Origin of the sequence: Ekhidna sp. (assembly GCF_963691765.1) — a bacterium.
GTDB lineage: Bacteria > Bacteroidota > Bacteroidia > Cytophagales > Cyclobacteriaceae > Ekhidna.
Genome location: NZ_OY829375.1, coordinates 2,351,542 through 2,371,345, shown reverse-complemented (window position 1 = coordinate 2,371,345; position 19,804 = coordinate 2,351,542). Strand labels below are relative to the sequence as shown.

Here is a 19,804-nt window from a genome sequence, read left to right as displayed (position 1 = left end):
AATACACAGATACTACCAATGTTAGGAATTGATATAGTAGACCTTAAAGACCCATCATTCAAAGAGCGCAATGAAAGGACGCTTGATCTCATAAAGAATGAAGGAGATACTCACCTGGATCATCCATATTTGTTTTGGTTGTTATGGTCTGCTAAGGAGGCCGTTTTTAAGTGCAGAAGAGAGCCCATCAATTTTTCGCCGACTAAAATTCCGATTCAACTTTCAATACAAAATGACAAGGTTTCATTTAAATCTGATGATCTAGCAGGGAGTATCATAATTGAAGATGAATATATCTTGGCGATTTGTGGCGATTTGACAGACATAGAACATCACATTTTTATCAAGGATAATGATAATTGGAGTGAAAGTATCCGGTTCATGATCATCGAATATTTCAGGGAATTGGGCCATGATTATCACATCGGATCAGATGATTTAAACCTACCAATCATTGAGCCTTCTAAAAAAGAGATATCCATTTCTCATCACGGCCGTTATGGAGCTGTAGCATTCTCGAAAAGTCTGCTTTAGTACAAGGTCCCCATATTATTTTTGCACGCATGCGTAAAAAATACTTCATCGCCATATTTCTCGTGGTTTTCACCATGATGTTATCCTCATTTGCATTCTATACGTATCAGATCATTTATACGCCAAATGTTCTTGTAGAAGAACAAGACAGATACTTTGATATCCCAAGAGGAACAACATTCAAACAATTGCAGGATAAGCTTGCCAAAGAGCGTATTGTAAATGATTTGGTTTCATTCAGCTTCTTAGCTAAACTGAAGGACTTAGACACCAATGTCAAAAATGGCATGTATTTGATCAAGTCGAATATGACCAATATCGAGCTAATTAATTTGCTAAGGTCAGGGTCGCAAACTCCTGTCTCATTGACATTTTCAAATGCTCGATTGTTGGAACAATTACCAAAGATTCTTACAAAAAGCCTGGAGATAGATTCTGCTGAGCTAGCTCCGATATTGCTCAATGATTCTACCGCTGCATACTATGGATTCACTAAGGAGACTTTTATCAGCATGTTTATCCCAAATACCTATGAAGTCTATTGGACATTAACACCTAAGACATTACTGGATAGAATGAAACGGGAGTACGATAATTTTTGGACGGAAGAAAGAAAGCAAAAAGCTGAAGAACTAGGTATGACGCAAATGGAAGTATCTACCTTGGCTTCAATCGTGCAAGGAGAAACTAATAAGATGGATGAAGCACCGGCAATCGCTGGGGTTTACATTAACAGATTGAATAGAAGAATCCCACTACAAGCAGACCCAACACTCGTTTATGCAATCGGCGACTTTAGCATTCGAAGAATTTTAAATAAGGATAAGGAATTTGAATCCCCTTACAACACTTATAAATATTATGGACTACCTCCCGGGCCAATCAACATGCCAAGTATTCCGGCATTGGATGCAGTCTTGAATTACGATGAACATAAGTACCTTTATTTCTGTGCAAATGCAGACTTTTCTGGCTATCATGTCTTTGCTAAAACGCTCAGTCAGCATAACATTAATGCGAGAAGGTTCCAACGAGCACTTAACCTACAAAGGATTTACAGATAATGTACACTCACGAAACGCAAATTAGGGTTCGATATGCAGATACTGATAAGATGGGATTTGCCTACTATGGCAACTATCCTAAATATTACGAAATCGCACGTGTAGAAGGGTTTAGGGCACTGGGATTCCCGTACAAGGAAATGGAAGATGGTGGTATTGGAATGCCTGTTCTTAGCATGAGTGTTAAATATCATGGACCGGCAAAGTATGACGACTTACTTACAGTCAAACTAATTATTCCAGAGATGCCCAGAGCGAGAATGTCATTTCTTTATGAAATCAGAAATGAAGAAGGAACGTTAATCAACACAGGTGAAACAATACTGGCATTTATGAATATGGAAACCGGTAGGCCGGTAAAAATGCCTGAGAGAATGAAAGAATCCATTGCTCCATTTTTTGAGTAGGCTTAATTTTCATCGAGACCTCCATCCAGCACCAAATCATTGGTATCAAGATTTAGTTTCGAAAGAAATTCCTTAGGGCTCATCTTGGTGATCTTTTTGCACTCTCTGATGAAATGTGATTGATCATAGTAGCCAAACTGCAGTGCATCGATAAACTTATACCCCTCTGTATTTTTCAGATACTTTGCCGACTCACCAAACCTCAATATGCCCATTAATTTCTTTGGAGGCATACCAAACACCTTTTTTGTCAATCTTTCTAGGCTCTTTATGGTCATGTGATTATTTTCTGCTATTTGATCCACCTTCATGTTGGAGGTTGATTCAGCAACCATAGAATTTAATACAGCTTCTAATCGTGTGTCAACAGCATTAAAATCATTGTTTTCCAATAAGATCTCGTCTATAGTATCAGCAAAATTCTCTTCATCTGAATAATCAAATGTTCGAATTTTCTCCATGCCAGCTGCCCCCAGAAAGCTTTCAACCGAAAAAGATTTCCAATCTGAAATCACACCTTTAAATTTTGGCAGACTTAGAGACTGGGCCTTTAACTTGATGTTAAAGCATTTTACATTTTTAGGAATGAAATAGGCAGAAACCTGACTTCCCATTGGAAAAACACCGATATGCTCGGAAGCAAAAAAAGTAGCTTTTTCCGGGTCAAAAATCTCAAACGACCCACCTATTATTACGAAACACTCCAACGTGCCAGTAGGAATAGCTTTTACTAGCAATGGTCCGTCAACATCAAAGTACTGGTACTTGGAGACATAATTCTTCAGTACCTCATTTTTAGGTTCTATTTCAACGACTTTCAATTTTGTCTATTTTGTACAATGATGGCATCATCCCAAGGGATAGTTTCGCAAAAACTCAAAATTAAAGAAACATGAATCTACGACTCATTAAACACATATTCATAGCCTCATTCATTTTAGGAGCTTGTTCTATTGAAAACGGCACATCTGCTATGGATAATCCTCAAACTGGCCCTTGTGATTGCGACAAGACTTTTGAAGAACTGGTCATGAAGTTGGAATCCAATTATGTTGCCTTGGCACTTACCAAGGACACAGAAAAACTTAAAAAATATGATGAATTGAAAAAAGACTATTCATCAAAAGTCAAAGAAGTTAGCGCTTCACAATGCACGAAATTCCTAAACGACTTCCTATCGTTTTTTGAAGATGGACATCTTTACGCAGCAGAATATCCTAAACTAGATTCGTTAGAACTATCTCGATCCAAAGACTTCCTTATCAAGCAAATGAAAGGATTCGAGGAGATTGCACAAATGAAGAATCAATCCTCCGCAACAATTCTTGGATATTGGTCTGATGGTGAATCTATCTTTAAAATAGTTGAGAATGGGACATATTACGATGCCTATTTGGTCAAAAGCAATCGAGAGAATGTCGACGTAGGAAGTTTGAAAGCCAGATTATCACAAACAGATCAGGCTTATGAAGGCAGCTACTTCCAATATAATTACAATGCTCGATATGTCAGGGCTAGCGTATTGAAAGAGGCAAGTAAGTTGAGCATGGGGAGCGTAACATGGGTAAGAACTGATGATACAACCATACCTTCCAATATTCTTAGTCCAACCATTAAAAAGCTAGACGAAAAAAACACACTTCTAACAATTCCATCTTTTCTCGTTGACTACAATGAATTTCAAGATTTTCTTAAAGAGAACAAGAGTCTTTTAAATTCAACTAAGCATTTGATCATCGATATCAGAGGCAATACTGGAGGCAATGCGATCTACTTTCCACTGATAAAATTGTTTGCTACTAAGGCTTATAAATCAAAACAGGGCTTTGTAATCACCTCGGAAGATAATCGAGCATATTTTGAAAGGCTCAAGGGCTTTGGTTCTTCGAAGGTGTACACTCCGGTTCTAAACAGAATGACAAAAAATGGAGAGGTCGTTGACGGACCGGATTACCCGGAAAGAAGTTTCAAACGAGGTAAAGCTGATATTGAACGAGTTTCCATTTTAATGGATAATGGCAGCGCAAGTGCATCAGAGTCGTTCGTTTTACATGCGAAAGGATCAAGCGATTTGGTTACAACTTTTGGATCGCCATCCAGGGGCATGATCGATTTTACTAGTGTGAATTCCATTCTTTTAAAAAATTCGGGAAGTCAGAATATCTACTTTGGGTACCCCACCGGGACTTTGAATAAGGATGTGATGGAGAAGGGCTTCAACAAAACAGGCATTATTCCTGACGTTCCTATTCAGGATGATACTGAAAAAATTCAGTTCGTTGTGGATTACAATGAATAGCAGCTTATAATTTTAAAAGAGTCTTCAAAATCTGTTTGCGAGTTTAACGGAAAAGTTTACTTTTGCGATCCGATTTTTGCGGCTTACGCGAAATCGATAGCAGAGACTCAGAGGCGTGGCAGAGTGGTCGAATGCGGTGGTCTTGAAAACCATTGTACCGCGAGGTACCGGGGGTTCGAATCCCTCCGCCTCTGCAAGTAATTACCCAGCACAGTGTGCTGGGTTTTTTGTTTTCTGGGCGACTGTGCTTGCACAGAGGAGTATCAGAAAATAAAAAATCGAACGGAGTGAAAGTAATTACTTGCGCAAGATCCCTAAAAGGGATCATGAAATAATCCCTCCGCTTCTGCAAACGAAAGCCCTGATGTTTCCATCAGGGCTTTTTTTCATTTAGAGCGTATGATGCTTGCATCATAAAGCGAATAAATGAAAAAAGGTGTAAAATGAGCGAAGTGAATAAAAGCTTTCGTTTGCGCAAGATTCCCAATCGGGATCATGCAATAATCTCAACCTTAAACTCGTTTGTAGCATTCTTAATGCTTTCAATTGTTACACTTTTCAATGTTTCATTTATTTATCAAAATAACTATCCATTTTAATGGCAAATCTTGCTGTTTCGGTAGCTGGTTTGATATCCATACTTTCGCTAAGTGAGTCTGATACAAGGTCGATTGAGTCCTTCATTGCCCAAGCAAACGCCTGAGGGAAAAAAAGTCCCAGTCCTGCAAACCCCAGCATTCTTGCTCCCTTTTTTAAGTATTTTCGATACTTATTTTTCAATTCTGAATCTACCAATGTAGCATAGTTTCTTAGAACCGGCTCTACTCTAGTTATAATAAGATTAGTTGCTTCACGATTAATGTTTTCTTCTGAAATGTTATCGTTTAACATCGATCTAAGTGATTCTGTCATAGTCAACAATTCCGCCCTCAATGGATCAAAATGATAGCTTAACATACTTTTAAGTTCAACAATTTCTGCCAAGTGAAGAGACGAAATATCCGGAAGAATTCTAGTACTAACTAGCTGTTTTTGGATTATATCAACCGCCTTGTAAGGGCTCCAATAATCCCCGACTGCTTTCCCAGTTGAGTCAACAATCACATTGCAATCAGCAGCTATTTCTTCAATTGAAGCTTCAATACTAGAGCTTGGCTTAAGTTTTGTAAAAGAGTTTATATTAATATTTAATTCACTAAAGGCATCAGATAATCTTAAATGCACAAGAAAGTTGAGAATCACTGTCTTCAAAACATTTGCATCATACTCCTGTGAACTATTCAAACTATTTTGTCTTTTTAGTTCTCGTTCATAAAAATTGAATAACTCTTTAAAATAAATAGATTCTTCTCTGTAGTTACCCCTATCAAACTCCACTTTACTTGCTTTGGTCAAGAGTTCAATATGGTCCTCCATATTGGCTGAGCTATTTTCATAAAGAGTATGCAATGCCAAAGCCGAATAAAGAGAATCTGTAGAAACCCAGTTACATTGATCTGAGTAAAAAATCTGATTAAGCACCTCATCATTCACTAAGGCATCCGAAGTTTTGACTAACGATTTCCATTTTAGATCCATTCTTCTAATATAGAAAAACCGCTAGGTACGTCCCAATATGCTATTCAGATCGTCGTTATCAAATTATTTTCTCAAATCAATAAGTGCAGAGTTACCATAAGGTACCATGGATGTCATGCGGTAAGGCATGATGATCATATACATCTACAACTCTAATTCATATTTGCTAAGATGTTAGCAGGAAGTAAATAACAAGGACTAGGCCTAGTAAGATTAGAAGCATCACTTTCGTGCGTGATTGATTCTTTCTTCTGCGATCATAGGAATCCCGAAAGGAATCAAAATCTCTTTGCTCCCTCATTTGACTTCTGAATAAGTTTCTTCTCGCTCTAAAGTCTCGCTTTGTCATCTTCCTTTATCAAACGTTTCTTCAGCTTATCTAATAAACGGTATAACCGCATTTTGGTAGCACTTACCCCGATACCCATCAAGGCACTTATCTCTTCGAAGCTACACATCTCGAAGAATTTCAACTCCAATAACCTTAAATCATCTTCAGGAAGATCGTCCAGAAGATCAATAAGTGATTGCATATAATCTGGTTTAGGAAACTCAGTGATCTCTTCCCAACAATTCAATTTATCCTCCTCAATAACGAATATTGGTTTGGTCTCTCTGTAATGTTTCCTTAATTCATTCTGAGCTATTCTAAACAGCCATGCACCAAATGGCTTTCCCTGCCATTCGTACTTGTTGAGATTGTCAAGAGACTTGAAAAATGTAGTGGAACATAAATCTGCACTCAAGGCTTCATCATCTGTCCGACGAACAAAAAACCTAAAAAGTGAATCGTAATATTTTTCATACAAAGGCTTGAATGAAGCAATATCCTTCTTGGATTTTTCAATCCAGATTCGCTCTTGCTCGATATCAGCATTCAAGTCCAGCATTCAAAGTGTTTTACATATCAATCCAAAAATTCTGCCAAGTCACATGTGACTATTCTCAAAACACGGATTGTATAAGAAAAAATGATCAGATTAAAGAAGCCTAAATCGGAACCCAAAGTGTCTGCCGGATCAATGGCAGATATCGCATTTCTTTTGTTGATATTCTTTTTGGTAGCCACCACATTAATGCAAGACAAAGGCCTCATGTTGCAACTGCCACCGGATGTCCCTCCAACAGAAACACCAATCAATGAACGAAACCTTTTCAAGATTAGAATTAACTCAAAAAACCAGTTTCTAATTGAAGAAAAGGTTGTTGATGATCTACATAATCTAAAAGAGGAAATCATGGATTTCGTTTTGAATCCAAATGCAAATCCTTCACTTGCTGAATCTCCAAAAGATGCCATCATTTCGATCAAAACGCAGCGAGGAACATCTTATGCGAATTTCATAGATGTATTGGATGAAGTGAAAGAAGCTTACTATACCATGTATGGAGAGAGAGTTGGTCTTTCATCAGAAGAATTTAGAGCACTTGACAAGAAGAACCCATCGCAAAACGAGCTTTATCTAACCGCACGAGCGGGTCTTCCTATGAACATATCCATTGCAGAACCTGATAAAATCAATTAATTATGAGACTTAAGAAAAGATCGAAAGCAGACACAGAAATTTCGACTGCCTCCATGCCAGATATTGTATTTCTCTTACTCTTCTTCTTTATGGTTTCTGCTACCATCAAGACAGAAGATGAAAAGCTAAAAGTCACCATTCCTAAAGCACAAGCAATCACGAAAGTGGAAAAGAAATTTCTCATCCGTGAGTTACATGTCGGTTTCCCCAAGAACCAAAAGTTGGGGGCAGCTCCAAAAATTTCAGCTGATGGAAAATTGCTTGAATTGAACGCACTCGGTAATTGGGTTCAAGAACAGAAAACAAGTTTGGGAGAGGCTTACAGTGATCAAATGATTGTTCTCCTTCGTGCCCATGAAGATGTTGACATGGGTATTATTGGAGACATCCAAAGTGAATTGAGAAAAAACAATGCAAGAAAAATATTGTATCGGACACTGGAAGAGAGCTGATTGAATTAGATTAAGGTATTGATATTGTGATTGCAAGATATTCCATACTATTTCTTTTTTGTTTGTTGATTGGTTCTGCTAATGCACAACAGAATGGTTTTGACTCTTTAATCGCAGCATTTGGCCCACGAGTGGGTCCAATGTATAAAGACACATTAAAACCCCCTCCAACAATATATAGAGGTGAAGATTTTGATATCCTCTTATCTGATTCAATCTATGGTTTTAAAACAAGGATTCATAAGATCTACAATCCTGAATCTGAAGATGAATACCCACTTTCATCATCTGTCCTTTTCAAGGAAAGAATGATATCACTATTCGAACCAGGTCAATTCAGGTGCTATACATTGTTTGATTTTCAAAGAGATTTAGAATTCGAAAAAAAACTCAATCAAAAGAAATTCAAATCTCATTGGCTAATAGACGAAAAGCTTTATGCCAAGTCTGGTGGGTCATATTGGTATTTTGAAAACGAACAGTGGAATAAGTCAAAAAAACTGCCACTTAAAGACAAAACTTCGTTTGGAGCTTTGCGCCTCCTCTATTCTAATGATGAATTTATTATCACTGGAGATTGTCATGGGGAATGGGGTGGAACAATATATTTCTATGATAGAGAGTCACGAGAAACCTATATAACTGCTGCAACATGTGCCAATACAGTTACAAGAAGTGACAAGGGTTTTGAAGTGCTTTCACATCTTGGGCATGGTGGTGGTTCTGCGGATCTATCCTTAATAAGTGACCCAAGAAAACTGCCAAAGCTTGCAGATCAAACTGAACAACGTCTGAGAGAGATTAATGCTGTTGGTTATGTAGACTCTACAAATCATGTCAAGACCAGTTTTGATTTCTATTGGATTCAAATATTCTCTCGATTTAAGTGGAATGATAGATATCTGTACATAGTAAACTGGATGGAAAGAACCTTCCTTGCAGAGATCGAAAGTAGAGAGGTAAGTATTGTAGACCCTTTATTCAATTCAGACCTATATACACATGATCCGATTACAACCCAAACAAACAATGGCTTGGTAATTATGAGTGTAGACTATTACATCTGGACTGGACAGAATAAAGAGGTTTCAGTTATTCTTTTCGATGGCAATACTTTTCATAAAGTGGAGTGGTATGATAAGCTCTATTGATTTGAAATTTTTAAAATATGCAAAATTCCTTGTCATTAAAATCTGAAAGTGGATCGGCTGACTTAAAAAAGGTGTTTAACTAAATAGCATAACTGTATCAGCTGCATCTAATTCGAATACAAAAATTGAAGCTTTACTAGGAATGTAATCAATTAAGCTACTTTCCAATATTAAGTTCGCTGTAGAATCTTGAGAGGCTGACTCTTTCAGCTTTGACTTCTTAATGCCCAAGGCTTTGCTTGCAATTTCCTTAGCTTTATTCATGCCATGAAAGTTGCTATTAAATGATTTTTTATCATGCTTACTTCCATCCTTGTTCCATGCTACTTGTTTGTTCTTGGCATTAATATGCTTATCTCGAGCAATATGAACATGATCCAGTCCTTTTGAGCTGTGGGCTTTATCAAACCTAATTTTATATCCTTTGTAACCTGAGTCATCCCATTTCCCTTCATCGACTCTTTGATTTAGATGCATAAAATCTCCAAGCACCATGATATGAGGTGGGTTTGTGAATTCTTCAAAACTTTCCATATAGAAATTTTGAACCTCCTCTTCCAATAATTTCTTTAAACTTTTCATACTATCTCAAATTTGAGCCAATTAAAATTATGTGCTTTAAAACGAAATAACATACCGTTAATCAATATATTAAAGCTAATTGCTTATTAAGCATCCCCTCCACAATCTACTTTTTTGCTTTAACTGCAATCTCCATCAATCACTTCAACTCCACCAACCATTAAATCAATACCTCTAAGGCCAAAGTCTATGCCCTTACCCCCTCTAACCAAGGGGACAAGGTATTATTTTAGGGATACAAAGCGTCGATTTATGCCGAGGAAGGATCTGTCCAACGCTTAGAAGAGTTAAATCATCAGCTTGAAGCATTAATTCAATGCTTCGAAGCACTTCGGTAAGAGATAAATAGACTATTCCGCCCCAGCAGCCACGCCTGCACTTGGAAAGCTTTGCTTCATTTGGGCCAGCTGTTCTGAAGTGCAAAGGTTCGTTTCGTTCAAAAAGTAGAAAATGTACTTTCCAAACATGGGATTCACTTGCATCTCTGACACGCTGGAAAGACCACTTACAATTTTTTCAACATCTTCTTCTAGATGAGTGCTCATTCCCAAGAATGAAGGAAGGTTATACTCGATTGCCAAACGAAGAAACCTTATTTCGATATTAGCTGGATCTTCTTCAACGGCCGCTTCCATTTGCTTATCATATTTCATCACTTGCTTAAGCTTGGAAAATGGATTCCACACTACTTGTGCGAGTAACGCCTCAGATACTGCTTGATAGGCCTTTATTGTAGATGAAGGGTTTTCTACGTCTTTAAGAAAATCATAGAAACTACGAGAATCGTCAGGGTTTAATACGACCGCATGAAATTCTGAACGTATTTCACTCAAATCCTGAGCCGATACAGTCAGAGCAATCGCAATGGATAATATGCCTACTACAATTCTCACAGTTATAGTAACTGGAGAATGTCAAAAAGTGTTTTACGAAAAAACTATATAGTCTTCAAATTGACTTTTAGTCAATGCTGAATTCGTCAGCATCTGACTGGAATGGGAAGTCTTCCCGATACTTCTGAAGATCTTCAGCGGATAGAGCTACCGTTAAAATTTCTTCTTTTCCATCAGAAAAAGTCAATTCTTCACCCTTAGGTGTATAAACTGCAGAGTGTCCGTTATAATTCTTATCGACTCCATCTACTCCTACCCTGTTTACACCCAAACCATATGACAAATTCTCTATGGCTCTGGCTTTTAGAAGAGCATCCCACGCATTGATTCGGGTATCTGGCCAATTTGCTACGTATAACAAAAGATCATATTCGTACAATTGACCCTCTAATCTTCGAGACCTTGCCCAAACTGGAAACCTCAGATCGTAGCAGATCAATGGATGTATATTCCAGCCTTTATAATTCAGAATCAGCCGTTCATTTCCAGGAACATAGGTTTCGCCTTCTGCTGCGAGATTAAACAAATGCTTTTTGTCATACTGCTGAGAAGATCCATCCGGAAAGACGAAATACAGTCGATTGTAATAGTTGCCCTTATCTTTTACGATGTAACTACCCGTCACCGCGACTTTGAGCTGGGTTGCCATCTGCCGCATCCATTTAAAGGTCTTTCCTCCAGGTGGCTCCGCTAAGTGTTCAGCGTTCATGGAAAATCCTGTGGTAAACATTTCCGGCAACACAACTAGATCAGTTTGATCGACAGACCACATCAACTCTTCAAACATGGCTAGATTGGCGTCAATTTCTTCCCAATGCAGGTCTGCTTGAATCAGTGAGACGGTAAGATCTTTCATTAGCGAGGAATTTTTACTCGATACTCTGCGTCTGTTTTTCCTTTGCTAATATTCGCAAGCTTCCCTTTTATCAATCTCTTTTTAAAAGGTGTCAAGTAGTCTGTGAATAGCTTTCCTTCGATATGATCGTATTCATGCTGAATAACACGGGCTTTCATTCCATCGAAGGTTTCTTCGTGAAGCTCCCAGTTTTCATCAAAGTACTCGATTCTAATTTCAGGCTTGCGATTTACGTCCGCGCGGACTCCAGGGATACTTAAACATCCTTCCTCAAAAGCCCACTCCTCTCCAAGTTCATCTATCATGATCGGATTGATAAAGGCCATTTTCAAGCCATCTTCTTCATCCTCCTCCATGGGTGTCGTGTCTATCACAAATACGCGCAATGACTCACCTACTTGTGGCGCAGCTAATCCAACACCTTGGGCAGCATACATGGTTTCATACATGCTCTCTACAAACTCCTTCACAGACTCATCGCCTTCAGCAACTTCGCTTGCTTTCTTTTTTAAAACCGGATCGCCGTATAATACGATTGGAAAAATCATGAAATACTCTCTAAATATGATTGCAAAATAATAGTGGCGCTTACCTTATCTACATTTCCTTTATTTCTTCTATCCTTCTTTTTCATCCCTCCAACAATCATGGCATCCATTGCCATCTTCGAGGTAAACCGCTCATCATGCAAAATTAATTCCATTGAGGGGAATACTTTTTTGAATCTGTTGATAAATGCTTGAACCAGTGGAGTAGCATTCGTATCGCTACCATCCGTATTTTTTGGCATACCTATGACTACTTTCTCCACTGCCTCTTTTAAAAAGTAGTCCTTAAGGAAATTTTCAAGCGTATGAGTGGGGATTACATCCAATGGAGAGGCAATTATGCCTAAAGGATCCGTTACGGCTAAGCCCGTGCGCTTAGCTCCATAGTCTATAGCCAAAACTCTTGGCATTAATTGAGGGTAGTTAGGAGTTTAATCTTCTTGTTAATAGAAGCCTCTAGCTCTATGGCCTTCGGAAAAAAGATGTTGTTTTCGATTTCGGCATGATAGATCATCTCTCTATCAAAAGCCTGAACTTCATGGATAAGCACACGGTCGTGAAGATTCTTCGGATCAATCGATGACATCAACGTTCGGATAGCGCCAAACTCATCCTCATCCTTATGCTCTTCAAATTCTTTGACAAGGGAGAAATTTTTAAACTTAGTAATCAAATCAAAAGGTGCACGCGCTGAACCTTTCTTGATTTCACAGAGCAATTCTATGTATTTAAAGGTACTATCTTCTTCTTCGTATATGTGCTTGATAAAGTCTTCTACAAATTCCGGAAGCAGATCCTCCATCCCTTTGCGACGCTCCCATTTTTTTACAAGATGCACGATGTAAGGAAGCTTATCTTTTATGAAAACATGGTGAGCATGTTTTAAATATTCAGTCAAAAGCTCAATCGGATAACTTTTAAGCTGACCGAAGCTAAGCCTGTTTGAAGAATCAAATTCATAAAAGGTCTTGATAACCTGTTCGCGCTTTAGTCCGCGCTCTTTACAAACCTCTTTAAGCTGCTTCTCTGGATTTTCGAAAAAGTCTATTCCCAAATAATGTAATGCACGAGCATACACATAATTTTCATTTACAACTTCACCTACGGTTTTTTCGAAGACCATACACAAAAATAATCGCTGGACAGAAGCCAGTCAACAGTTTGACGCATTATGCGTATTAAGAAATTATTGACCTTTTGATGTTAAACATTCCTTTTTTATGTCAATTTAATAGTTTCTCATCAGGTAGCTCACTCAATTCCCTCAAATAACCCTTATTTTTGAATCATATCCTTGAATTATGAGTACACACAAGAATTCAAATCGAGCAATCAGACTACCACTTTACATCGCTCTTACACTTTGCTTAGGGGTATTTATCGGAGCAAATATGGCTGGAACCAATTCCTCGCCAGCGTCTGATTTCCTTCAAAACCTGAGCAAATTCAGACAAGTACTTACTCACATTGAAAATGACTATGTGGATGAAGTTGACAGTGATGAGCTTGTTGAAAGCGCCATTACAAACATGTTGGAAGAATTGGATCCTCATACTTCCTACATTCCTGCTAAGGATTTGGAATTAATCCAATCAAGACTTCAAGGGAATTATGAAGGAATTGGTGTTGAATTCAACATTTTTAAGGATACGATACAAGTGGTAAGTCCACTTAGCGGAGGTCCATCAGAAAAACTGGGAATTAGAGCTGGAGACAGGATCGTCAAGGTAGATGGCGAAAACGTCGCAGGGATTGGTATTACAAATCAGAAGGTAGTCGAATTACTGCGAGGACCCGGAGGCTCCGTTGTGACTGTAAGCATCAAACGTAGTGGCGAAACTGACCTGATCAATTTCGACATTGAACGTGACGTAATTCCTCAATATTCGGTAGATGTATCCTATATGGTTGATGATGAAATTGGATATGTGAAGATTGCAAGATTCGCTAACTCTACATATCTAGAATTCAAAGAAGCGCTTCTTAAACTACAGGATAAGGGTATGAAGAAGCTGGTAATTGACCTTACCGGTAATCCGGGCGGATACCTAAACCGAGCAGTTCAAATTGTGGATGAGGTACTCGGTGGCCGTCAAATGATCGTGTACACTGATGGGAAAGAAAAGAGATACATAGAAGAGCATTACTCTGGAGAGCAAGGGGATTTTGAAGTAGGCTCTCTAGTTATCATGGTTGATGAAGGTTCTGCATCAGCTTCCGAAATTGTAGCTGGAGCAGTTCAAGATCACGATCGTGGGTTGATTGTAGGCAGAAGGTCTTTCGGCAAGGGTCTCGTACAGCTTCCTATTGACCTAAATGATGGATCTGAACTTAGGCTTACCATATCTAGGTATTACACTCCGAGTGGCAGAAGCATTCAAAAAACATACACTGGAGGAAGTCTTGATGAATACTATAAGGAAGCATACGAAAGATATGAAAATGGAGAGCTTTATTCTTCTGACAGTATTAAATTCAACGATTCATTAGCATATAAAACTGATAAAGGACGGATTGTGTACGGTGGAGGTGGGATCACTCCAGATTTCTTCGTGCCGCTAGACACATCCCAAAACACACGCTACATGAATCGCCTGTTCAGCACAAATTCGTTGCAGGAATACACAGTTACTTATGCACAAGAAAATAGCGAATCCCTGATTGAAATGGGCTTTGAAAAGTATCGATCATCGTTTCAGGTTACTGATGAAATGTTGAATAATCTGGTGAAGGTTGCAGAAGGTAATAAGTTGAAGTTTGATGAAAAAGAATTCCTTCGATCTAAAGAACTAATCAGGCTGCTAACCAAGGCCTATATTGCAAGAGGAATCTGGGATAACGATGGATTCTATCCAATTTTCAACGAGCAAGACGAAATATTTTTAAAAGCCATTCAATTGATGGATGAGGCGGACAAAATAGCACAACGGTAATATGACATACTATCATCGACTAGGTGAAATACCACCAAAAAGACACATCCAGTTTAGACAACCAGATGGAAGCTTATATGCTGAAGAACTTGTTTCCTCACGAGGATTTTCTGGTATTTATTCAAACCTCTATCACATCAATCCGCCAACGAGAGTAGAAAAAGTTGGGGAATCTAAGATCTGGAAGGAAGAGATAGCCAAAGACTACACATTAAAGCAAACACACCTCAACACGTCCAAAGTGGAGACCACAGGTGACGATTTTCTGGAATCAAGAAAAATACTTTTTAAGAATAAAGATGTAAGCATGGCCATTTGCCATCCTACTTCACGTAAGATGGACTATTACTATAAAAATGGGCAAGCAGACGAAGTGATTTTTATTCATGATGGAAATGGGTATTTGTATTCCCAATTTGGGAAATTAAGGATCAAGCAAGGAGATTATGTAGTAATTCCCAGAACTACTATCTATCGACTTGAATGGGATGAAGGACCGCTTAAGCTCCTTATTATAGAATCTACGAATCCTGTTGAAACCGTAAAACGGTATCGAAATGAACTTGGTCAGCTGCTTGAGCACTCACCGTATTGTGAAAGAGATATACGTCCACCTTCTGAATTGGTAACTGAGCGTGAAAAAGGCGAATATTTAGTGAAAATCAAGCATGATGATATGCTGCATGACTATTTCTATCAGCATTCACCTTTCGATTTAATAGGATGGGACGGTTATCTGTTCCCGTATGCATTATCTATTCATGACTTTGAGCCTATTACGGGAAGAATTCATCAACCGCCTCCGGTTCATCAGACATTTCAATCACACGGATATGTAATCTGTTCATTTGTTCCAAGGCTTTTCGATTATCATCCGCAATCTATTCCTGCACCTTACAATCATTCCAATATTGATTCTGATGAGATCCTCTATTATGTCGAAGGGAATTTCATGAGTCGCAAAGGAATCGATCGTGGTTCATTCACTTTGCATCCTGGAGGGCTTCCGCATGGCCCACACCCGGGAACAGTTGAAGCTAGTATTGGGGCAAAGGAAACTGAAGAGCTTGCAGTCATGCTTGACACTTTTGGTCCTATCTATGTCACTGAGACTGGCTTGCAATATGTCGATGGCAATTATCCGATGAGCTGGAAGTAGTTTCAAAGTCCTTGTAACCTCTTGCTCTAACCGAAGTACTTCATGTACAGTTCGGGTGGTTAAATGCGCCTTATAACATTAATTAACAGCAATTAACAACTCGATCCGTAAAATTTGAGGAATCGTGCAACTTTTTCATAGCGTTGCTCATCCTTATAACAAGGTTAGGTTTTCAAACAAGAAGTTATAGACGCTCATTTAAGAAACAAGGACTAAAAATGAAACCCAAGCTCAATAAACTCATAACGCTATTGCTGATTCTCGGCACTTTCGCTTTCTTGATGGAAGCAGAGGAAAGAGTTTCTGCGGTTGCACAAAAAGAGCTTTCTAAATGGGCGTCTTTACTTCCTGTGACTCCAGAAGAAGCAAAAACCGATACTTTGGCACCAAATGCCCAGTATGTGACCTTGCAACGAATATTTCTTCCAAATACTTCAGAAAAAGTTATTCCTGTAAACAATTAGGGGACTAAAATTTCGTAGTGTTTTTATAAAAATGTGTTGATTTTTCAAATCATCTTATTTTTGTTGAAACTTGTCACCCTATGAATAACGAATTATATCTCGATTTTCTGTCCAAATGGCAGCAAATCGTATACATCCTAGTATTTATTACGCTTGGTATTGGTGTATTGAATTACATCTTTTTCAAAATCTCTTTTATGTCTAAAAAGACATACAAGGAGAAATTTGACCTTGCCAGCGAAAAAGAGTCTAAGAAACTTCTCTCCGGACATATTTTTGTCGCAGTTGCGCTTTTCCTATTCTGTAACACTCTGGAGTACGAAACAATGAAGTTGGATGAACTTTGGTTCTTCATTCGACTATTCGTTTCTCTTTGTATTGGTGTTCTATATGGTTATATCGCACAGCTTATTATCAAGTTCTACTATCCTGGCGTTCTTGAGAAAAAGTTAAAGAAGCTCAGATATACTCCTCGAATCAATCCTGAAAATGGCAATAAAATGAAGCTGTTGAGTGAAGAGGAGGAAGATGCTTACCTTGATGAAGGAATGCAAGCTGAAGAAAACGTTTTCTCAGTAGATTACGATGTTTGGATTGATGAATCCACCGGATATACGAAGATTGAAAAATACAAAGGTCACTTAAGCGCGCTTGAATGTGACAGATGTGGATTCCAAACACTACGCCTTGCCAAAGAAGAAATAATCAAAGAGGCCACGGAAACTGAAGATGGCGAATTACTTAAGGAGTACAATTGCTCTTACTGTGGACGAATCAAGCGTAAGAATGTGGTTCTAACCAGAAGATTCAAAGATAGTTCTGAAAGTGGTCAATTAATTGACAACCCGCTTGATCATGATGGTAGAATTACAGTTATAAAAGTAGAAATCCATGGAAGTGGCGGTGAGGTTAAGGAATACGATTTCCAAAACCTAGATCAGGCTAAAAACTTCTTGAGTGAGTTTGACTTTGAAAAACTTCAAAATTAGCAAACCAAACGTTGGTTATGACTAGAAAAAAAATTGGGCTCGTTATCGGGCCCATTTTGTTTATCATCGTTTTTTTCTGGCAGCCTTTCAATGGGTTGAATTCAGAGGCCAATGCTGTATTGGCTACTACGCTTTGGGTAGCCACCTGGTGGCTTTCAGAAGCACTCCCCATAGCAGCAACAGCTCTACTCCCCATAGTATTGCTCCCTCTTTCTGGAGGAGCACCCATTGGACAAACTACCGCAGCGTATGGAGATAAGATGCTCTATTTGTTTGTCGGTGGTTTCATTATAGCCATTGCCATGCAGCGCTGGAATCTGCATCGTAGAATCGCTATAGAAATTATCTCTGCAGTTGGGACGAATGCCAGACTTATCGTCCTTGGCTTCATGTTAGCTACTGGACTTCTTTCCATGTGGATTTCCAATACGGCTACAACATTAATGATGGTAACGATAGGTACCGCCCTAATATCTGAGATGAGGGAACTCACTGGTGAATCTGGAAAGATGTTTTTTAAATCGTTACTTCTAGGAATAGCATTCTCGGCTTCAATTGGTGGAGTAGCAACGTTGGTAGGCACGCCTACCAACCCAATATTTGTTTCAATTGCCACGAAGCTATATGGGCAAGAATTCAACTTTGCAAATTGGCTAGCCTTTGCCATGCCATTCTCACTCGTAATGCTTGGATTTAGCTGGTTAGTACTCACCAGACTTGCTTTTCCTCTCCATAAAATTGAAATTTCGATCGGGCGAGAAATGATCTTAAGGGAGCGCGAAAATCTTGGCAAGATGAGTCAAGAGGAAAAAATTGTCGGCATCATTTTTCTTATTACCGCATTCCTCTGGATTACACGTTCATTTTTACTAAATCAATTCATTCCAGGAATCAATGACACTGTAATAGCAATCGGCGCAGCATTGACCATGTTTATTGTACCATCAAAGGAGAAGAATGGCCAGCCACTTTTGAGCTGGGAAGAAGCTGAGAGACTTCCATGGGGAGTTATTATTCTTTTTGGAGGTGGACTTTCGCTTGCGGCGGCTTTCCAAAGCTCCAGTCTTGCGCAATGGTTAGGACTTCAGCTTACCGGCCTTGCTCAGTTACCTACATTCATCATTATCCTAATTGTAGCACTTTTTGTGAATTTCTTAACTGAAGTCACTTCTAACGTAGCTACAGCATCGATTATGCTGCCAGTATTGGCATCACTCGCAGAAGCTATTGGAATTCACCCTTTTTTACTAATGATACCAGCAACCATGGCTGCTTCGTGTGCTTTTATGCTCCCCATTGCGACTGGACCAAATGCCATCGTCTTTAGTTCTGGAGAATTGAAAATGAGTGATATGGTTAAAGCTGGCGTCTGGCTAAATATTGCTTCCAGCCTGTTGATTAGTATTCTTGTCTACTTCGTGTTACCTGCATTCTTGTGAGCCGCTCGGTTTGTGTTTGCTATATATACGCCAATACCTACAGCAACCATTCCTATATAGTGCCATAGATAGAGTTTCTCGCCATCAAGCACTCCCCACATTACAGCAAATACAGGTATGATATAGGTGACAGATGAAGCAAACAATGCATCCTTCATTTGAAGAACACGATTGAAAATAATTAATGCAATTGCGGTACCAAATATGCCTAGTAGGCTGATATAAAAGGTGGCCAATCCAGTGCCTTCGACGGTCATCAATTTTTGCCAAAACCCAGTATACCCAAAAAGATAAATAGCTGCGAGTGGACCGACTAAGAGAAGTGAGACACTCGTCACAGTCACTGCATGTATGTCATTAAGTTTCTGTTTGATTAGATTCAAATTCGAAGCATAACAAATTGTCGCTAACACAACGAGCAATGCGTAAGCATTAATCCCACTTAGCGAATTTCCATTTCCAGCTGTTATCAAAATTGCGGTTCCAACAAACCCGATAACCACACCCAAATAAACTTTATTGGTTTGTTTTTGCTTAAAAAACAGCAATGCAATAAGAATTGTGAAAATAGGAACAAGCCCATTGAGCACTCCTGTGATGGCGCTTTCCAGCTGTGTTTGTGCTATTGCAAACAAAAATGCAGGCACTAAACTCCCAAGCAATCCAACTGACGTGAAATATATCAGCTTCGATTTATCGACAAGCTTAACTCTTTTTACAGCTGAAGGAAGAAGAAAAAGTGACGCTGCAACAATCCTCAAAGATCCCACCTCTCCAGGTTCTAATCCGATAAGACCTTTCTTGATTAGAATAAACGAACTCCCCCAGATAAAGGCTAAAACCAAAAGAAGAATCCAAGCTAGCAGAGGTGACTTTTGCATAAGCGCAAGATAGCTCGATTTAGCTAGTAAACCTTTTACTTTTTGATAG

General features: G+C 38.8%; 22 protein-coding genes and 1 tRNA gene. 13 read left to right on the top strand and 10 right to left on the bottom strand.

The window, feature by feature from the left end; all coding sequences use genetic code 11:
* The first annotated feature begins 18 nt into the window (after positions 1 to 18).
* From ACY650_RS10740 to ACY650_RS10730, 3 genes are read left to right on the top strand one after another with little or no spacing between them, the layout of a single operon-like run.
* Positions 19 to 534: a 4'-phosphopantetheinyl transferase family protein gene (locus ACY650_RS10740; protein ID WP_462247394.1), complete on the top strand. Its 516-nt coding sequence runs from the start codon at positions 19 to 21 to the stop codon at positions 532 to 534.
* 29 nt (positions 535 to 563) lie between these two features.
* Positions 564 to 1,598, top strand: a complete 1,035-nt coding sequence (mltG, locus tag ACY650_RS10735; RefSeq protein WP_462247393.1) for an endolytic transglycosylase MltG — start codon at positions 564 to 566, stop codon at positions 1,596 to 1,598.
* Positions 1,598 to 2,005: an acyl-CoA thioesterase gene (locus tag ACY650_RS10730; protein ID WP_462247391.1), complete on the top strand. Its 408-nt coding sequence runs from the start codon at positions 1,598 to 1,600 to the stop codon at positions 2,003 to 2,005. Before mltG ends, ACY650_RS10730 begins: the two co-directional genes overlap by 1 nt.
* 2 nt (positions 2,006 to 2,007) lie before the next feature.
* Here the strand turns inward: ACY650_RS10730 and ACY650_RS10725 are convergent, their stop codons facing one another.
* Positions 2,008 to 2,826, bottom strand: coding sequence for a helix-turn-helix domain-containing protein (locus ACY650_RS10725; RefSeq protein WP_462247390.1), 819 nt, complete (start codon positions 2,824 to 2,826; stop codon positions 2,008 to 2,010).
* 71 nt (positions 2,827 to 2,897) lie between these two features.
* Here ACY650_RS10725 and ACY650_RS10720 point away from each other — a divergent pair, with 71 nt between their 5' ends.
* Entirely contained in the window at positions 2,898 to 4,304 is a 1,407-nt protein-coding gene (locus tag ACY650_RS10720) for a S41 family peptidase (RefSeq protein WP_462247389.1), read from the top strand.
* A 109-nt stretch (positions 4,305 to 4,413) separates the two neighbouring features.
* Positions 4,414 to 4,498, top strand: a tRNA-Ser gene (locus ACY650_RS10715).
* A gap of 376 nt (positions 4,499 to 4,874) precedes the next feature.
* Here ACY650_RS10715 and ACY650_RS10710 read toward each other — a convergent pair.
* Together ACY650_RS10710 and ACY650_RS10705 are read right to left on the bottom strand one after the other, a co-directional pair.
* The gene (locus ACY650_RS10710) at positions 4,875 to 5,882 is read right to left on the bottom strand and encodes a hypothetical protein (RefSeq protein ID WP_462247388.1); all 1,008 of its coding nucleotides are present in this window, start codon (positions 5,880 to 5,882) and stop codon (positions 4,875 to 4,877) included.
* A gap of 329 nt (positions 5,883 to 6,211) precedes the next feature.
* Positions 6,212 to 6,772 carry an RNA polymerase sigma factor gene (locus tag ACY650_RS10705; protein WP_462247387.1) on the bottom strand — a complete coding sequence of 187 codons (561 nt, stop codon included), beginning with the start codon at positions 6,770 to 6,772 and terminating at the stop codon, positions 6,212 to 6,214.
* A gap of 81 nt (positions 6,773 to 6,853) precedes the next feature.
* Between ACY650_RS10705 and ACY650_RS10700 the strand changes: the two genes are divergently transcribed.
* The 3 genes from ACY650_RS10700 to ACY650_RS10690 are packed head-to-tail and all read left to right on the top strand — an operon-like array spanning position 6,854 to position 9,011.
* The gene (locus ACY650_RS10700; protein ID WP_462247386.1) at positions 6,854 to 7,408 is read left to right on the top strand and encodes an ExbD/TolR family protein; all 555 of its coding nucleotides are present in this window, start codon (positions 6,854 to 6,856) and stop codon (positions 7,406 to 7,408) included.
* 2 nt (positions 7,409 to 7,410) lie between these two features.
* Complete coding sequence (locus tag ACY650_RS10695) at positions 7,411 to 7,860, top strand: ExbD/TolR family protein (RefSeq protein WP_462247384.1); 450 nt, start codon at positions 7,411 to 7,413, stop codon at positions 7,858 to 7,860.
* Between the two features lie 26 nt (positions 7,861 to 7,886).
* Entirely contained in the window at positions 7,887 to 9,011 is a 1,125-nt protein-coding gene (locus ACY650_RS10690) for a hypothetical protein (protein ID WP_462247383.1), read from the top strand.
* 75 nt (positions 9,012 to 9,086) lie between these two features.
* Here ACY650_RS10690 and ACY650_RS10685 read toward each other — a convergent pair whose 3' ends face one another.
* The 6 genes from ACY650_RS10685 to ACY650_RS10660 all read right to left on the bottom strand — a co-directional run bounded on the left by ACY650_RS10685 (position 9,087) and on the right by ACY650_RS10660 (position 13,013).
* Positions 9,087 to 9,593 (bottom strand): DUF6367 family protein, encoded by a 507-nt coding sequence (locus ACY650_RS10685; protein WP_462247382.1) that lies wholly within the window; start codon positions 9,591 to 9,593, stop codon positions 9,087 to 9,089.
* A 350-nt stretch (positions 9,594 to 9,943) separates the two neighbouring features.
* Complete coding sequence (locus tag ACY650_RS10680; protein WP_462247381.1) at positions 9,944 to 10,486, bottom strand: hypothetical protein; 543 nt, start codon at positions 10,484 to 10,486, stop codon at positions 9,944 to 9,946.
* 67 nt (positions 10,487 to 10,553) lie between these two features.
* Positions 10,554 to 11,342 (bottom strand): amidohydrolase, encoded by a 789-nt coding sequence (locus tag ACY650_RS10675; protein ID WP_462247379.1) that lies wholly within the window; start codon positions 11,340 to 11,342, stop codon positions 10,554 to 10,556.
* Complete coding sequence (def, locus tag ACY650_RS10670) at positions 11,342 to 11,890, bottom strand: peptide deformylase (RefSeq protein WP_462247377.1); 549 nt, start codon at positions 11,888 to 11,890, stop codon at positions 11,342 to 11,344. Before def ends, ACY650_RS10675 begins: the two co-directional genes overlap by 1 nt.
* The gene (gene ruvX, locus ACY650_RS10665) at positions 11,887 to 12,300 is read right to left on the bottom strand and encodes a Holliday junction resolvase RuvX (protein WP_462247375.1); all 414 of its coding nucleotides are present in this window, start codon (positions 12,298 to 12,300) and stop codon (positions 11,887 to 11,889) included. The genes def and ruvX overlap by 4 nt, the downstream gene beginning before the upstream one ends.
* Complete coding sequence (locus ACY650_RS10660; RefSeq protein ID WP_462247373.1) at positions 12,300 to 13,013, bottom strand: hypothetical protein; 714 nt, start codon at positions 13,011 to 13,013, stop codon at positions 12,300 to 12,302. Before ACY650_RS10660 ends, ruvX begins: the two co-directional genes overlap by 1 nt.
* 178 nt (positions 13,014 to 13,191) lie before the next feature.
* Between ACY650_RS10660 and ACY650_RS10655 the strand changes: the two genes are divergently transcribed.
* The 5 genes from ACY650_RS10655 to ACY650_RS10635 all read left to right on the top strand — a co-directional run bounded on the left by ACY650_RS10655 (position 13,192) and on the right by ACY650_RS10635 (position 18,874).
* Complete coding sequence (locus tag ACY650_RS10655) at positions 13,192 to 14,823, top strand: S41 family peptidase (RefSeq protein WP_462247371.1); 1,632 nt, start codon at positions 13,192 to 13,194, stop codon at positions 14,821 to 14,823.
* Between the two features lies 1 nt (position 14,824).
* Positions 14,825 to 15,982 (top strand): homogentisate 1,2-dioxygenase, encoded by a 1,158-nt coding sequence (locus ACY650_RS10650; protein WP_462247369.1) that lies wholly within the window; start codon positions 14,825 to 14,827, stop codon positions 15,980 to 15,982.
* A gap of 218 nt (positions 15,983 to 16,200) precedes the next feature.
* Positions 16,201 to 16,446, top strand: coding sequence for a hypothetical protein (locus ACY650_RS10645; protein ID WP_462247368.1), 246 nt, complete (start codon positions 16,201 to 16,203; stop codon positions 16,444 to 16,446).
* An 80-nt stretch (positions 16,447 to 16,526) separates the two neighbouring features.
* Positions 16,527 to 17,435: a hypothetical protein gene (locus ACY650_RS10640; protein ID WP_462247366.1), complete on the top strand. Its 909-nt coding sequence runs from the start codon at positions 16,527 to 16,529 to the stop codon at positions 17,433 to 17,435.
* Positions 17,436 to 17,452: 17 nt separating this feature from the next.
* Positions 17,453 to 18,874 carry an SLC13 family permease gene (locus tag ACY650_RS10635; RefSeq protein WP_462247364.1) on the top strand — a complete coding sequence of 474 codons (1,422 nt, stop codon included), beginning with the start codon at positions 17,453 to 17,455 and terminating at the stop codon, positions 18,872 to 18,874.
* Here the strand turns inward: ACY650_RS10635 and ACY650_RS10630 are convergent.
* Positions 18,847 to 19,755, bottom strand: coding sequence for a DMT family transporter (locus ACY650_RS10630; RefSeq protein ID WP_462247362.1), 909 nt, complete (start codon positions 19,753 to 19,755; stop codon positions 18,847 to 18,849). The genes ACY650_RS10635 and ACY650_RS10630 overlap by 28 nt on opposite strands.
* Positions 19,756 to 19,804 lie beyond the last annotated feature (49 nt).